At 73.8% G+C, this 13,947-nt stretch carries 16 protein-coding genes; 5 read left to right on the top strand and 11 right to left on the bottom strand.

Annotated elements, in window-relative coordinates:
- Window positions 1–4: 4 nt before the first annotated feature.
- The 7 genes from BLW17_RS06915 to BLW17_RS06885 all read right to left on the bottom strand — a co-directional run bounded on the left by BLW17_RS06915 (window position 5) and on the right by BLW17_RS06885 (window position 5,408).
- Window positions 5–1,192: a molybdopterin molybdotransferase MoeA gene (locus tag BLW17_RS06915; protein ID WP_331429094.1), complete on the bottom strand. Its 1,188-nt coding sequence runs from the start codon at window positions 1,190–1,192 to the stop codon at window positions 5–7.
- Entirely contained in the window at window positions 1,189–1,683 is a 495-nt protein-coding gene (gene moaC / locus BLW17_RS06910; RefSeq protein ID WP_036736115.1) for a cyclic pyranopterin monophosphate synthase MoaC, read from the bottom strand. The genes BLW17_RS06915 and moaC overlap by 4 nt, the downstream gene beginning before the upstream one ends.
- Window positions 1,680–2,471 carry an indole-3-glycerol phosphate synthase TrpC gene (gene trpC / locus BLW17_RS06905; RefSeq protein ID WP_036736117.1) on the bottom strand — a complete coding sequence of 264 codons (792 nt, stop codon included), beginning with the start codon at window positions 2,469–2,471 and terminating at the stop codon, window positions 1,680–1,682. Before trpC ends, moaC begins: the two co-directional genes overlap by 4 nt.
- Before the next feature lie 41 nt (window positions 2,472–2,512).
- Window positions 2,513–3,172, bottom strand: a complete 660-nt coding sequence (locus BLW17_RS06900; protein ID WP_074826359.1) for a uracil-DNA glycosylase — start codon at window positions 3,170–3,172, stop codon at window positions 2,513–2,515.
- A gap of 262 nt (window positions 3,173–3,434) precedes the next feature.
- On the bottom strand, window positions 3,435–3,776 hold the full coding sequence (locus BLW17_RS06895) for an MmcQ/YjbR family DNA-binding protein (RefSeq protein ID WP_036736981.1): 342 nt from the start codon (window positions 3,774–3,776) through the stop codon (window positions 3,435–3,437).
- A gap of 4 nt (window positions 3,777–3,780) precedes the next feature.
- Window positions 3,781–4,815, bottom strand: coding sequence for an anthranilate phosphoribosyltransferase (gene trpD, locus BLW17_RS06890; RefSeq protein WP_036736983.1), 1,035 nt, complete (start codon window positions 4,813–4,815; stop codon window positions 3,781–3,783).
- Window positions 4,812–5,408, bottom strand: a complete 597-nt coding sequence (locus BLW17_RS06885) for an anthranilate synthase component II (protein WP_036736985.1) — start codon at window positions 5,406–5,408, stop codon at window positions 4,812–4,814. The genes trpD and BLW17_RS06885 overlap by 4 nt, the downstream gene beginning before the upstream one ends.
- Window positions 5,409–6,175: 767 nt before the next feature.
- Between BLW17_RS06885 and BLW17_RS06880 the strand changes: the two genes are divergently transcribed.
- The 4 genes from BLW17_RS06880 to trpE all read left to right on the top strand — a co-directional run bounded on the left by BLW17_RS06880 (window position 6,176) and on the right by trpE (window position 11,633).
- Window positions 6,176–6,967, top strand: coding sequence for a hypothetical protein (locus BLW17_RS06880; protein ID WP_211656931.1), 792 nt, complete (start codon window positions 6,176–6,178; stop codon window positions 6,965–6,967).
- Window positions 6,964–8,178 carry an aminotransferase gene (locus BLW17_RS06875; protein ID WP_052176634.1) on the top strand — a complete coding sequence of 405 codons (1,215 nt, stop codon included), beginning with the start codon at window positions 6,964–6,966 and terminating at the stop codon, window positions 8,176–8,178. The genes BLW17_RS06880 and BLW17_RS06875 overlap by 4 nt, the downstream gene beginning before the upstream one ends.
- Window positions 8,179–8,262: 84 nt before the next feature.
- A complete protein-coding gene (locus tag BLW17_RS06870; RefSeq protein WP_036736385.1) occupies window positions 8,263–10,134 on the top strand; it encodes a peptidylprolyl isomerase in 1,872 nt (623 codons plus the stop codon).
- Entirely contained in the window at window positions 10,134–11,633 is a 1,500-nt protein-coding gene (trpE, locus tag BLW17_RS06865) for an anthranilate synthase component I (protein WP_036736383.1), read from the top strand. The genes BLW17_RS06870 and trpE overlap by 1 nt, the downstream gene beginning before the upstream one ends.
- Before the next feature lie 18 nt (window positions 11,634–11,651).
- Here trpE and BLW17_RS18085 read toward each other — a convergent pair whose 3' ends face one another.
- A complete protein-coding gene (locus BLW17_RS18085; protein WP_156113622.1) occupies window positions 11,652–11,801 on the bottom strand; it encodes a hypothetical protein in 150 nt (49 codons plus the stop codon).
- 159 nt (window positions 11,802–11,960) lie between these two features.
- Here BLW17_RS18085 and BLW17_RS06860 point away from each other — a divergent pair, with 159 nt between their 5' ends.
- The gene (locus tag BLW17_RS06860; RefSeq protein ID WP_036705010.1) at window positions 11,961–12,143 is read left to right on the top strand and encodes a hypothetical protein; all 183 of its coding nucleotides are present in this window, start codon (window positions 11,961–11,963) and stop codon (window positions 12,141–12,143) included.
- Between the two features lie 66 nt (window positions 12,144–12,209).
- Here BLW17_RS06860 and BLW17_RS06855 read toward each other — a convergent pair whose 3' ends face one another.
- The 3 genes from BLW17_RS06855 to BLW17_RS06845 are packed head-to-tail and all read right to left on the bottom strand — an operon-like array spanning window position 12,210 to window position 13,943.
- The gene (locus BLW17_RS06855; RefSeq protein ID WP_052176632.1) at window positions 12,210–12,719 is read right to left on the bottom strand and encodes a DUF2127 domain-containing protein; all 510 of its coding nucleotides are present in this window, start codon (window positions 12,717–12,719) and stop codon (window positions 12,210–12,212) included.
- 13 nt (window positions 12,720–12,732) lie between these two features.
- On the bottom strand, window positions 12,733–13,266 hold the full coding sequence (gene gpt, locus BLW17_RS06850) for a xanthine phosphoribosyltransferase (protein WP_036736387.1): 534 nt from the start codon (window positions 13,264–13,266) through the stop codon (window positions 12,733–12,735).
- A 35-nt stretch (window positions 13,267–13,301) separates the two neighbouring features.
- Window positions 13,302–13,943, bottom strand: coding sequence for a LysE family translocator (locus BLW17_RS06845; protein ID WP_231572843.1), 642 nt, complete (start codon window positions 13,941–13,943; stop codon window positions 13,302–13,304).
- Window positions 13,944–13,947: the final 4 nt, after the last annotated feature.

Below are 13,947 nucleotides of genomic sequence, written 5' to 3'. Positions count from 1 at the left end.
TCGGTTAACGCGGCAGCGGAATATAGGCGACCGGCGCGCCCGCCTCGCGGGCCGGATCGCCGGGGGCGCGGACCAGCAGCGCCTGCGCCTCGGCCATGAGCGACAGCCGCGCCGAATCCTGGTCGGGGAACGGCGTCACGATCACCCCGTCGGGACCGTCCGAGAGCGTCGCGCGCTGATAGTGCTGGCGGTCGCCCTCGGGCCCGAGGGCACGGCCCAGCCGGCCGTGGCGCAGGGGCGGGACGGGCGTGGCGTCGCCCTGCATCCGCCGCACCAGCGGCTGCAGGAACAGGATCGCGGTGACGATGGCCGAGACCGGGTTGCCGGGCAGGCCCAGCAGCGCCATGTCGCCCAGCCGGCCCGCCATGAGCGGCTTGCCCGGCCGCATGGCGATGCGGTGGAAGGCGCGCGCCATCCCCAGATCGGCAGCGACGCGGCCGATCAGGTCGTGGTCGCCCACCGAGGCGCCGCCGATGGTCACCAGCAGGTCCGACCCCTCCGCCGCGGCAAAGCCTGCGCGCAGCGAGGCCTCGCTGTCGCGGGCCAGCGGCAGGATGCGGGGCACGCCGCCCGCGGCCGCCACCAGCGCCGCGATGGCGAGGTCGTTCGAGCTGACGATCTGGCCGGGGCCGGGGGCCTCGCCCGGGCGCACCAGCTCGTCGCCGCCGGCGAGGACCGCGACGACCGGGGCGCGCCCGACGGTAACGCGCGGCACGTTCATCGCCGCCAGCAGGCCGATGTCGGCGGCCGACAGCCGCCGCCCGGCGGCGAGGCGGTCGCCCTCGGCGAAGTCGCTGCCGCGGCGGCGGATGTTGTCGTGGCCGGGGGCTGAGGCGATGGTGACGCGGTCGCCCTCGCGCCGGGCGTGTTCCTGCATCACCACGATGTCGGCGCCCGCGGGCACCGGCGCCCCGGTGAAGATCCGCGCCGCGGTGCCGGGGGCGAGCGGGGCGGCGAGGGCGCGCCCGGCGGCGGCCTCGCCCACCACCGGCAGCGGGCCGGGCAGGTCGGCGGCGCGCAGGGCATAGCCGTCCATCGCGGCGGAATCGAACGGCGGCTGGGTGATCCGCGCCACAGCGTCCGAAAGCAGCACCCGGCCTCCGGCGTCGCTGAGGTCGACGTCCTCGGCCTGCGGTGCGGGGGCGAGGCCCAGTACCAGCGCCAGCGCGTCCTCGACCGTCAGCAGGCTCACGGCGCGGCCCCGGGGCCGGTGTCGGGCGCGTGGAAGCTGCCGGACTTGCCGCCGGTCTTCGAGAGCAGCCGCACCCCCTCGATCCGCATGTCCTTCTGCGCCGCCTTGAGCATGTCATAGACGGTCAGCGCGGCGACGGTGGCGGCGGTCAGCGCCTCCATCTCGACGCCGGTGCGGCCGGTGGTGCGGGCGGTCGCGGTGATCCGCACGCCGGGCAGGGCGGGGTCGGGCACCAGCTCGACCGCCACCTTGTGGAGCGGGAGGGGGTGGCAGAGCGGGATCAGCTCGGCGGTGCGCTTGGCGCCCATGATCCCGGCGAGGCGCGCGACGCCCAGCACGTCGCCCTTGGCGGCGCCGCCGGTGGCCAGCGCCAGCGTCTCGGGGGCCATGACCACGGCCGCTTCGGCCACCGCCTCGCGCTGGGTGGGGGCCTTGCCCGAGACGTCGACCATGTGCGCCTGTCCGGCGGCGTCGAAATGGGTGAGCGTCATGCATCGCCCCCGAGGATGGTGCGGGTCGCGGCGGTCACGTCGTCCTGCCGCATCAGGCTTTCGCCGATGAGGAAGCGGCGGATGCCGGCGTCCATCATCCGGGCGAGGTCGGCGTGGGTGAAGAGGCCGCTTTCGCAGACAAGCTGGCGGTCGGATGGCAGCATCGGCGCGAGTTGAAGCGTCGTCTCAAGATCGACGTGGAAGGTCTTGAGATTGCGGTTGTTCACCCCGATCAGTGGCGAGCGCAGACGTAGCGCCCGCTCCATCTCAGGCGCGTCGTGGACCTCGATCAGCGCGTCGATGCCCCAGTGCCGGGCGGCGTCCTCGAGCTCGGCGGCCAGGGTGTCATCGACCGAGGCCATGATGATCAGGATGCAGTCGGCGCCCCAGGCGCGGGCCTCGGCGACCTGATAGGGGTCATAGAGGAAATCCTTGCGCAGCACCGGCAGGGTGCAGGCCGCGCGGGCGGCGGTGAGGAACTCGGGCGCCCCCTGGAAGGACGGCGCGTCGGTCAGCACCGACAGGCAGGCGGCGCCCCCGGCCTCATAGGCGCGGGCGAGCGCGGGCGGGTCGAAGTCCGGGCGGATCAGGCCCTTGGAGGGACTGGCCTTCTTGATCTCGGCGATCAGCGCCGGGCCGGTCGCGGCGGCGCGGTCGAGTGCTGCGGCGAAGCCCCGCACCGGGGGGGCGGCGCGGGCGGCGGCCTCGACCTCGGCCAGCGGGCGGGCGGCGCGGGCGGCGGCGATTTCGTCGAGCTTGTAGGTCTTGATGCGGTCGAGAATGTCCATGCCGGCACCCTAGCCGCGCCGGGCGGGGGACGGAAGGGCGGTCAGGCGGCCCCGGACCAGTCGCCCCCGGACCAGTCGATGGGAGGCTCGCCGCGGGCGGTCAGCCAGGCGTTGACCCGCGAGAAGGGGCGCGAGCCGAAGAACCCGCGCCGCGCCGAAAGCGGCGAGGGGTGGGCGCTGGCGAGGGTCAGGTCGATGGGCCGCGGCAGGCCGGCCAGCGCCGTCTGCGCGTGGGCGCCCCAGAGCACGAACGCGAGCGGTCGTTCCGCCTGCGCCGCGGCCACCGCCTGCCGCGCGAGCGCCCCCCAGCCCCAGCGCGCATGGCTGCCCGCCGCGCCCGGCGCCACGCTGAGCGCGGTGTTCAGAAGCAGCACCCCCTGTCGCGCCCAGCCGGTGAGGTCGCCTGAGGGCGGCGCCTGTCCGATGTCGGCGGCCAGTTCGGTGAAGATGTTGGCCAGCGAGCGCGGCGGCCGGACGCCGGGATTGACCGAGAAGGCGAGGCCGTTGGCGTGGCCCGGCGTGGGGTATGGGTCTTGCCCGAGGATCACCACCCGCACCTCGGCCGGGGCGACCGCCTCGAGCGCGGCGAAGAGGCGGTCGGGGCCGGGCAGGTAGGGGGCGGCCCCGAGGCGGGCGCGGATCGCGGGCCAAGGGGCGGCGAAGAACGGCAGGTGAGCCCAGGCGGCGGGGGGTCTGGGCATCGTCAGTGCGGGCCGGGTGAGACGCGCCCAGGGGCGGTGGTGGGGGGGCTGACCCTTTGGGGGACAGGCCCGGCGGGCAGGGACAAGGGGTTGATGGGTAAGTGCGAGTGAAGCAAGGCTAAGAAGGGCGATGCACGCAGCGCTGGAGCGGGCAGAGCCGGCGCGAGCAGAGCGGGGGCAGGAAGAGCCTCTGCCGGCAGAGCCGACGCGGTCAGAGCCAAGGCTTGCAGTACCGTGACCGGCAGAACGACGGCAGGCATCGTCAGAGCGGCGGCAGCTCGGCCTGCACCCGCCGCGGCAGGCTGGCGCGGATCAGCCGGTAGCTGGCGTCGATGCGGTGGCGCAGCTCGTCCGGGTCGGCGTCGAGCGGCAGGGCCACCCAGCTGCGGTGGAGATAGGGCGCGCGGGTGGCGACGCCGGCCTCGATCAGCAGCTCGGCGGTCTCGATCCCGTCGGTCTTGACCGACACCGCCCCGGTCGACGTCCCGACGATGGCGAAGATCTTGCCGCCGACCTTCCAGACCTCGTGGCCCTCGCCGAAGGGCTCGCTGACCCCGGCGCCGGGGTGCGCGGCGCAGAGCGCGTTGACCTCGGCGCGGGTCATGGCCTCAGCCCTCGGCCGGCGGCGCGCCGGTGACGGCGGCGAGGCGCGCCAGCCGGTCACGCGCGGCGCCCGAGTCGATCGCCTCGCGCGCCATCGCGGCGCCCTCGCGCAGGTCCGCGGCCCGGCCCGCCACCAGCAGCGCCGCCGCCGCGTTCAGCAGCACCGCGTCGCGGTAGGCGCCGGGCGCGCCGTCGAGCAGCGCCTTCAGCGCCGCGGCATTCTCAGCCGGGGTGCCGCCGACGATCTCCTCGAACGGGTGGGCGGGCAGGCCCGCGTCCTCGGGTGCCACCTCGAACTCGGTCACCGCGCCGTTCCTGAGCGCCGCCACCCGCGAGGGGGCCGATATCGCCAGCTCGTCGGTGCCGTCGCCGCCATGCACCAGCCACACCGCGTCCGAGCCGAGGTCGCGCAGCGTCTCGGCCATCGGGCGCAGCCAGTCGGCCGAGAACGCCCCGGTGAGCTGGCGGCGCACGCCGGCCGGGTTGGTCAGCGGCCCGAGGATGTTGAACACCGTCCGCGTGCCAAGCTCGGTCCGCGCGGGGCCGACGTGGCGCATCGCCGGGTGGTGCATCGGCGCCATCATGAAGCAGATGCCGGCCGCGTCGAGCGCCTCCTGCGCCCGGGCCGGGCCGCCCATCACGTCGAGCCCGAGGTGCGTCAGCGCGTCAGCGCTGCCGGATTTCGAGCTGAGGTTGCGGTTGCCGTGCTTGGCGACCGCCACCCCCGCGCCCGCCACCACGAAGGCCGTCGCGGTCGAGATGTTCAGCGTGCCCTTGCCGTCGCCGCCGGTGCCGACGATGTCCATCGCCCCCTCGGGCGCCCGCACCCGGTGCATCCGGGCGCGCATGGCGCGGGCGGCGGCGGCGATCTCGTCCACCGTCTCGCCGCGCACCCGCATCGCCATCAGCAGACCGCCGATCTGCGCCGGGGTGGCCTTGCCGTCGAAGAGTGCGCCAAAGGCCGCCTCGGCCTCCTCGCCCGTCAGGGGGCGGGACGCGGCGAGGCCGATCAGCGGGCGGATGTCGGTCGTCTCGGTCATGCAGTCTCCTTGAGCGGCGCGCCGGCCCCGTTGCCGCAGCGGCGCAGCCAGTTGGCGATCATCGCGTGGCCGTGCTCGGACCGGATGCTTTCGGGGTGGAACTGCACCCCCTCGACCGGCAGCGTGCGGTGCGCGACGCCCATGATTGTGCCGTCGGCGGCCGTCGCGGTGACGCGCAGCGCCTCGGGCAGGGTCTCGGGCTCGAGCGTCAGCGAGTGATAGCGCGTGGCCCTGAGCGGCGAGGGCAGCCCGGCGAAGAGGCCGGTGCCGTCGTGGCTGATCGCGTCCACCTTGCCGTGCACGATCCGCGCGGCGCGGACGACGCGGCCGCCGAATGCCTCGCCGATGGCCTGATGGCCGAGGCAGACGCCCATCACCGGCACGCCTGCGTCGGCCGCGGCGCGGATCAGCGGGACGATGATCCCGGCCTGCGCCGGGGCCTTGGGGCCGGGCGAGATCAGGATGCCCGCGGGGCGGCGGGCCAGCGCCTCGGCGACGGTCAGGGCGTCGTTGCGGATGACCTCGACCTCGGCGCCGGCCTCGCCGAGGTAGTGCACGAGGTTCCAGGTAAAGCTGTCGTAGTTGTCGATCATGAGGACCGACGGGGGCGCGATCTTGTCCGGCCGGGCGTCCGGGCCCGGTGCCGGGGCGAGGGGCCGGCGGCGGACGGTCGGGGCCGATGAAGGGGCCTGTGCGGCGGCCGGTTCGGGGGCCTGTTCTGGGGCCGGGGCGGTCATGGCGGGCTCGTGGCAGGGGCGGGGCGTCGCCGCCCCGCGAAGGGGGGTGGCCCGCGGATTGCGGTGGGCTATAGATGCTCTCAAGCGGCGCACAGGGTCAACCCTGCCCCCCGTCGGGGGCGCGGGGTCGGTCCGCCAAGCGCTTGGGGCAGGCGACGGGTCCGGTCACGGGCCGCGGTCAGGCCGGCTGGACGGACAGGGCAGGCGAAGGGCGGACGATGGGATTTTTTCGCGGTCTCGCGCATGGCACGCTGATGAGCGCCGCGACTCTGGCGGCCTTGTCGCTGGCTCTGCCGCCAGTGGATCGGGAGGCGGTGCCGGCGTTCGGCCGCGAGGCCGGTGGGTCGGGGACGGCGGCGGGCGGTGCGGCGCACACGGCGACGGCTGCGCCCGGCGAGACGGCGCGGGGGCCGGTGGCGGGTGAGGCGGTCGAGACGGACCGCGGTCCGGTCACGCCGGACGCGGCGTCATCCGCTGGCGTCCCCGCGACAACCCCTGCCACCGACATCGACACCGCACCTGTTGCGTCTCCCTCAACGCCAGTCTCGGGAGCACCGGCAGACTCGGCGCTCCCGCCGGGGAATGCGGTGACGGACACACAGGCTGGCCCGCAGCCCACCGTTGTGCCCGCATTGAACGGGCCTGCGGCTGAGCAACTGCCCTCGCCGGTCGGCTCCGAGTTCCGCCGCGCGGGCGACGACAGCCCGCGCCCGCCCGAGGCGCAGGCCGCCCCCGCGATGCCCGCGGGGCCGCCGGGACTGCCCACGACGGACGGCGGCGCGGCGCCGGTCGCGCCCGACACCGACCCCGCCGGAGCCCCGGCCGAAACCGACGCCCCGGCCGCGCCCCGGCCGCTGGCGCCCGCCCCGCTCGCGCCCGAACCCGTGGCCGCGCCGGGGGCCGAGGCGCCCATCCCGGTCGCCCCGCCCGGGCAGGTCGTGGTCCCGAGCCTCGACCGCCTGCCCGAGCGCAGCGCCCCGGCCGAGCCGCTGCCCGCCCCCGTCGCGCGGGACGCCTCGCCCGATCCGGGTGCCCCTGCGGACGTCGCCCCGGAGAGCCGCACGCCGGACGCGGCCACCGACCGCCCCGCCGTGACCGATACCGCGCCAACCCCCCCGGCCGCGTCACCGACTGCCGATGCAGCCCCGCAGGCCGACCCGACCGCCGTGGACCCGCCCGCGCGCCCCGACGTCACCGCCCCGCGCCCGCTCACCGCGCCTGCCACCTCCGGCGCCTCCCCGGTCCCGCCGCCGCGCGACGTGCCGCGCCCGGCACCGAACCTGTCACTCCCGTCGCTGCCACTGTCCGCCACCACGCGGCAGGCGCCAACGCTGGCCCGGCCCTCGGGCGAGACCCCCGCCCAACCCGACCTGACCGACCTCGCCCCCCTCGCTGCGCCCGGAGCCTCGAACTGATGCTGCCCCTGAACCCCGCCCTCGCCGCCACCTTCCGCCCCCCGGTGATGGAGGCGCGGCGCTGGCTCGAAGGGGTCAGCTTTCCGCCCGACCGCCCGCTCATCAACGTGAGCCAGGCCGCCCCCGTCGATCGCCCGCCCGAGGCGCTGCGGGCGGCCATTGCCGAGGCGGCGCTGAACCAGACCGCGGCGCATCTCTATGGACCCGTCCTCGGCAACACCGACCTGCGCGAGGCGGTCGCCGCCGAGTGGTCCCGCGCCTACGGCGGCCGGGTCGAGGCCGGGAACGTCGCCATCACCCAGGGCTGCAACCAGGCCTTCTGCGCGGCCATCGCCACGCTCGCCGGGCCAGGGGATGAGGTCATCATCCCGGTGCCTTGGTATTTCAACCACAAGATGTGGCTGGACATGCAGGGCGTCCGCGCCGTGCCGCTCGGCTGCGGGCAGGGGATGGTGCCCGACCCCGAGGCGGCGGCCGCGCTGATCTCGCCCCGGACCCGCGCCATCGTGCTGGTCAGTCCCAACAACCCCTCGGGCGCCGAGTATCCGGCCGAGGTGCTCGCGGGCTTCCGCGACCTCGCCCGCGCGCACGGGCTGGCGTTGGTGGTGGACGAGACCTACCGCGACTTCGACTCGCGCGAGGGCGCCCCGCACGGGCTCTTCGCCGACCCGGACTGGGACGACACCCTGATCCAGCTCTACAGCTTCTCCAAGGCGTTCCGGCTGACCGGGCACCGGGTCGGGGCGCTGGTCGCCAGTCCCGCGCGGCTGGTCGAGGTCGAGAAGTTCCTCGACACCGTGGCGATCTGCCCCGGGCAACTGGGCCAGATCGGCGCGGTCTGGGGGATGGCGCATCTGCGCGACTGGCTGGCCGGCGAGCGGGCCGAGATCCTGCGCCGCCGGGACGCGATGGCGCGGGTCATGGCGGAACTGCCGGGCTGGCGGGTCAAGGGCTGCGGCGCCTATTTCGCCTGGGTCAAGCATCCCTTCGCGGAAAGCTCGGCCACGCTCGCCCGGCGGCTGGTGGCCGAGGCGGGGGTGCTGCTCTTGCCGGGGACGATGTTCATGCCCGAGGGTGACCCCGACGGCCCGCGCCACGTCCGCATCGCCTTTGCCAACGCCGACGCGGACGGCATCGCCGCGCTGGGCCGGCGGCTGGCCGCGGTCGCGCCCCCGGCAAGCGGCCTTGCCGGCCCGGCGGGCTGCGCCTAAACACGCCGGGCCGGGCGCAGGGCGTCCCGGGTCGGGCCGCCACAGACGCGGCCGGCAGGAACACGGGGGCACGGGGGCGACCGAATGACCAGTTTGCGAACCAAGGGCAAATCCACCATCGTCTGGATCCTGCTGGGGATGCTGCTGCTGGGCCTCGGCGGCTTCGGCGTGCGCAACTTCTCGGGCGGGGCGGTGGGCAGCATCGGCTCGGTCGGGGATACCGACATCGGCACCGACGACTACCTGCGCGGCATCAGGTCCGAGATGCAGGGCTTCGCCGCCCAGACCGGGCAGAACATCACCGCCGAGCAGGCGCGCACCATGGGCCTGCCGCAGACCGTGCAGGCGCGGCTTTTCACCGCCGCGGCGCTCGAGGACGAGGCGCGGCGGGTCGGCCTGTCGGTCGGCGACGAGGCGGTGCTGCGCCAGCTGACGCAGGCCCCGGGGTTCCAGGGGCAGGGCGGCAACTTCGACAACGCCCGCTATACCGACGTGCTGCGCCGCGAGGGGCTGACCCCGGCGGCCTTCGAAGAGCAGGTGCGGATGGACGAGGCGCGGATGATCCTGCAGCGCGCCGCCATCGGCGGGCTGGGCGCGCCGATCACGCTGCGCGACCGGACCGCCGGCTGGCTGCTCGAGACCCGCGACCTGTCCTGGGCCGAGCTGACGCCCGCGCAGCTGAAAAGCCCGGTGACCCAGCCGGACGAGGCGACGCTCGAGGCCTGGCACCAGGCCAATGCGGCCGAGTTCACCGCCCCCGAGGTCCGCAAGATCACCTATGCCTGGCTCACGCCCGAGATGCTGGCCGACACCGTGCAGCTGGATGAGGCCGCGCTGCGCGAAATCTATCAGCAGCGCATCGCCGAGTTTCAGCAGCCCGAGCGGCGGATGGTCGAGCAGCTCGTCTATCCCGACTCCGCCGCCGCCACGGCCGCCAAGGCGCGGCTCGACTCGGGGCAGGCGAACTTCGAGCAGCTCGCGGCCGAGCGCGGCCTGCAGCTCTCGGACATCGACCTGGGCGAGATGACCGAGGCGGCGCTGGGCGCGGCCGGGCCCGCGGTCTTCGCGCTCGACCAGCCGGGCGTCGTGGGCCCGGTCGAGACCGCGCTTGGCCCGGCGCTGATCTCGATGAACGCCATCCTCGAGCCGGTGAATATCCCCTTCGAGCAGGCCCAGGCCGACCTGCGCGCCGAGGCCGCGGCCGACCGCGCCAAGCGGCTGATCGAGGATCAGGCCGCGCAGCTCGAGGACCTGATCGCCGGGGGCGCGACGCTCGAGGATCTGGCCAAGGACACGCCGATGGAGGTGGGGAGCATCGACTTTTCCGCCGACACCCCGGCGGGCGGGATCGCTGCCTATCAGAGCTTCCGCGAGCGCGCCGCGCAGCTCACCGACAAGGATTTCCCGCAGATCTACCCGCTCGATGATGGCGGCGTGTTCGCGCTGCGGCTCGACGCGGTGGTACCGCCGACGCTGCGGCCGTTTGCCGAGGTCCGCACCGCGGTGCTCGACGACTGGACCGCGGCCGAGACGCGGCGCCAGCTCAAGGCGCTCGCGCAAGAGGAAGAGATGCAGCTGAGCATGGCGCCCGCCGCCGACGGCGCCGCTGCGCCGGGCCTGCCGGTGACCCTGACCCCGGCCCCCGCGGTCGAGCGCGACACCGGGATCGAGGGCGTGCCGGGCGATGTGACCGCCGCGGCCTTCCGCCTCAAGGCGCCGGGCGACACCGGGGTGGTCGAGGCCGACGGGCGGGTGTTCGTGATCCGGCTCGACGCGGTGCACCCGGCCGACCTCGGCACGGTCGAGGCCGCGCCGGTGCTCGACGGCGTCTCGCGCCGGTTGGGCGAGTCGCTGCAGGGCGACGTGTTCGAGGCCTATGCCCGCGCGCTGCAGACGACGCTGGGGGTGACGATCAACACGCCCGCCATCGCCGCGGCCAACGCCCGGATCCAGTGATGGACCTCGCGCCGGATTTCGACGCCTTCGCGCAGGGCTGGGCGGCGGGGCAGAACCAGCTGGTGACGATCCGGCTGGCCGCCGATCTCGACACGCCGGTGAGCCTGATGCTCAAGCTGGCCGAGGCGCAGCCGCTGTCCTTCATGCTGGAAAGCGTGACCGGCGGCGAGGTGCGGGGGCGCTATTCCATCGTGGGGATGAAGCCGGACCTCGTGTGGGACTGCCGCGACGGGCGCGCCCGGATCAACCGGCAGGCCCGCTATGCCGACAGCTTCGAGGACGATCCGCGCCCGCCGCTCGAGAGCCTGCGGGCGCTGATCGCTGAAAGCCGGATCGAGATGCCCGAGGGCATCCCGCCGGTGGCGGCGGGGCTCTTCGGCTATCTCGGCTATGACATGATCCGGCTGGTCGAGCATCTGCCGGACGTGAACCCGGACCCGCTGGGGGTGCCGGATGCGATGCTGATGCGGCCCTCGGTGGTCGCGGTGCTGGACGGGGTGAAGGGCGAGGTGACGCTCTGCGCGCCGGCCTGGCACGACCCGGCGGTGCCGGCGCGCGCCGCCTATGCCCAGGCCGCCGAGCGGGTGATGGAGGCGCTGCGGTCGCTCGACCGCCAACCGGCCGAGCCGCGCGCACTGGGGCAGGGGGGCGCGGTGGGCGAGCCGCGCTCGAACTTCACCCGCGCGGGCTATGTCGCCGCGGTCGAGGCCGCCAAGGACTACATCCGCGCCGGCGACATCTTCCAGGTGGTGCCCTCGCAGCGTTGGGCCATCGACTTTCCGCTGCCGCCCTTCGCGCTCTACCGCTCGCTCCGGCGCACCAACCCGTCGCCGTTCATGTTCTTCCTCAACATGGGCGGGTTCCAGATCGTCGGCGCCTCGCCCGAGATCCTCGTGCGGGTCCGCGACGGCGAGGTGACGATCCGCCCCATCGCCGGCACCCGCCCGCGCGGCGCGACGCCGGAAGAGGACCGCGCCAACGAGGCGAGCCTGCTGGCGGATGAGAAGGAGCTGGCCGAGCACCTGATGCTGCTCGACCTGGGCCGGAACGACGTGGGCCGTGTGGCGCGCATCGGCACGGTGCGTCCGACCGAAGAGTTCATCATCGAGCGCTATTCGCACGTCATGCATATCGTCTCGAACGTGGTGGGCGAGCTGAACGAGGGCGAGGACGCGCTGTCGGCGCTGCTCGCGGGGCTGCCGGCGGGAACCGTCTCGGGCGCACCCAAGGTCCGGGCGATGGAAATCATCGACGAGCTGGAGCCGGAGAAGCGCGGCATCTACGGCGGCGCCATCGGCTATTTCGCGGCGAACGGCGAGATGGACATGTGCATCGCGCTCAGGACCGGGGTGGTCAAGGACGAGACGCTGTATGTTCAGGCCGGCGGCGGGGTCGTCTACGACAGCGACCCCGAGGCCGAGTTCATGGAGTGCGTGCACAAGTCCAAGGCGATGGTCCGGGCCGCCGAAGGGGCGGCGCGGTTCGTTCGGGGGAACTGAGGGGCCGCGGCCCGGGGCTCACTCGGGCTTCGGTGCCTTGGCGGCGGCGGCCTGGTTCTGGCGACGCAGCCGCTGCGCCTCCTCGATGCGCATCTGCTGCTTCATCTTGCCGGCCTCGTCCTCGTCGGTGCCCTCGACCAGCTCGTGGCTGCGAATGTCCTTGGTCATCGGATCTCTCCTCTGGGAATGGCATCCTGCCGAGGCAGAACCGTTCATCCGGCGGTCGGGTTCCGGTCGGAACCGTGGCGGTGCCGGGGCGGTTGACCCGGCATGAGCGACGTTCGGTCCGCTAGGCCCCGTCGCGTCCCATTCAAACGGAGCGATGCCATGAGCATGAAGCACAACCCGGCCGTCTATAACCCCGTCGAGCACGTCACCCCCGACGAGGCCGAACGCAACAAGCGCATCATGGGCAAGAACCAGGCCCATCAGGACGGCAAGCAGGAAGACGACATTCCCGGCACCGACAAGTCGGTGAAGACGCCGGACACCGGTAAGGCGACGGCCTGAGCCCACCCTCGAGCCCATGATGACGGCCGCCGCTCACCCGGCGGCCGTTTGCATTGCGGCGGGGTGTCAGGCCCGCCTGGACCCGTGCCGCAGTTTGCCGGCGCCGGCCAGCCGCCACTCGCGCCAGGTCAGCGCGATCACCACCGCGTCCAGCGCCGACAGCGCCAGCATCGCGGGCGAGCCGCTGATCTGCCAGCGGTGCATCTGGTAGACCACGAACCCGCCGAACACGGCGAGCGCCAGCGGATAGGCAAAGGCCACCCCGCGCGCGAGCAGCGTCACCACCGCCAGCTTCACCAGCCCGTGGGTCAGCAGGTAGAGCGCATAGAACTGCTGGCTGCCCGCGTCGATGTGGCTCGCCGCGGCGAGGATGCGGCGCACCAGCGGGTCCGAGGGGTCCTCGATCAGCTCGGCGTGGGTCAGCCAGATCATCCCGCGGTGCAGCGCCGCGTTGGGGACGAAGATCAGCGCCGCGCCCGCCATCGCCTCGATGGCCGCGAACACCGCTTTGGCGCCGAGGCTCAGCTCGAACAGACGATGCAGCAGGCCGTCGTCGTGGGGCAGGTGGCGGACCAAGGCGCGCGCGGCGTCAGTCGGTGCCGCGATAGGGCTCGACATACTGCAGCGCCATGTCCCACGGGAAGAAGATCCAGGTGTCCTGGCTGACCTCGGTGATGTAGGTCTCGACCATCGGCTGGCCCTTGGGCTTGGCGTAGACGGTGGCGAAATGCGCCTTGGGATACATCTGCCGCACCAGTTCCAGCGTGCGGCCGCTGTCCACGAGGTCATCGACGACCAGCACGCCCTCGCCGTCGCCCATCATATCGGCGTCAGGGGACTTGAGTACCTGAAGCTCGCCCTGCACGCCCTTGGCGCCGTCGCCCTTGTAGGACTTGATCGAGATCGTGTCGATCGTGCGGATGTCGAGCTCGCGCGCGACGATCATCGCCGGCACCATGCCGCCGCGGGTGATCGCCACCACGGCGCGCCATTCGCCGCCCCCCGCCGGGGCCTTGTCCTGCAGCCGCCAGGCCAGCGCGCGGGCATCGCGGTGCAGCTGGTCCCAGCTGACGTGAAAGCCGCGCTCGTGCGGCAGGCGGTCGGTGGCGGGGGTGCGGGCCATGGTCTCCTCGGGGGCGGGGGCAGAAGCGGGGGCGTCTAGTGACGCAAGATCAGCGACACCCCTAGCGCACCAATCAGCCCCCCGGCAATGCGGTCGATCCACGGCTTGGCCGCGATATATCGCCGCCGCACCGGCCCCGTGGCCATGAGCGTGGTCACCGCGACGTAGAAACTCAGCTCGACCGACAGCGCGACGAGATAGATCACCGCCGGCGCCGCCCCGTGCAGCGCGGGAAAGATCGACATGATGACGCTGGCGTAGAAGAGCGCGGGCTTGGGGTTCGAGAGGTTGAGCGCGATCCCCTGCCAGAAGCCGGGGCCGGTCACCGTCTCGTCGCCCATCGCCAGCGGATCGGCCGCGTGGCGCCACATCTGCACCGCGATCCAGATCAGATAGACCCCGCCCGCAAGCTTCATCGCCACGAAGAGCTGCGGCATGGCGCGGAACAGCACCGTCAGCCCGAAGAGCGCGAAGAGGCACCAGAGCGAGGCGCCCGTGGCCAGCCCCAGCGCATAGGGCATCGAGGCCTGCCGCCCGCGCGCTGCGGCCGAGCGGCTGGCCGCGATGATCGCGGGTCCGGGCGACAGGATCGCCACCGCCAGCGTGCTGACGAACAGCGCCAGCTGCGGCAGGGTCACCCCGTCGAGCGCCAGCGCCTCGAAGGCCGAGCCGGCCAAGGCG

The organism is Paracoccus sanguinis, from assembly GCF_900106665.1.
GTDB classification, from domain to species: domain Bacteria; phylum Pseudomonadota; class Alphaproteobacteria; order Rhodobacterales; family Rhodobacteraceae; genus Paracoccus; species Paracoccus panacisoli.
This window is presented reverse-complemented; position numbering and strand designations above follow the sequence as displayed.

Excerpts from the sequence above, each read along its gene's own strand:
- BLW17_RS06900 (WP_074826359.1), bottom strand. The coding sequence starts at position 3,172 with ATGCCCAGACCCCCCGCCGCCTGGGCTCACCTGCCGTTCTTCGCCGCC.
- trpC (WP_036736117.1), bottom strand. The coding sequence starts at position 2,471 with ATGGACATTCTCGACCGCATCAAGACCTACAAGCTCGACGAAATCGCC.
- BLW17_RS18085 (WP_156113622.1), bottom strand. The coding sequence starts at position 11,801 with ATGACCAAGGACATTCGCAGCCACGAGCTGGTCGAGGGCACCGACGAG.
- trpD (WP_036736983.1), bottom strand. The coding sequence starts at position 4,815 with ATGACCGAGACGACCGACATCCGCCCGCTGATCGGCCTCGCCGCGTCC.
- BLW17_RS06870 (WP_036736385.1), top strand. The coding sequence starts at position 8,263 with ATGACCAGTTTGCGAACCAAGGGCAAATCCACCATCGTCTGGATCCTG.
- trpE (WP_036736383.1), top strand. The coding sequence starts at position 10,134 with ATGGACCTCGCGCCGGATTTCGACGCCTTCGCGCAGGGCTGGGCGGCG.
- BLW17_RS06895 (WP_036736981.1), bottom strand. The coding sequence starts at position 3,776 with ATGACCCGCGCCGAGGTCAACGCGCTCTGCGCCGCGCACCCCGGCGCC.
- gpt (WP_036736387.1), bottom strand. The coding sequence starts at position 13,266 with ATGGCCCGCACCCCCGCCACCGACCGCCTGCCGCACGAGCGCGGCTTT.
- moaC (WP_036736115.1), bottom strand. The coding sequence starts at position 1,683 with ATGACGCTCACCCATTTCGACGCCGCCGGACAGGCGCACATGGTCGAC.
- BLW17_RS06860 (WP_036705010.1), top strand. The coding sequence starts at position 11,961 with ATGAGCATGAAGCACAACCCGGCCGTCTATAACCCCGTCGAGCACGTC.
- BLW17_RS06885 (WP_036736985.1), bottom strand. The coding sequence starts at position 5,408 with ATGATCGACAACTACGACAGCTTTACCTGGAACCTCGTGCACTACCTC.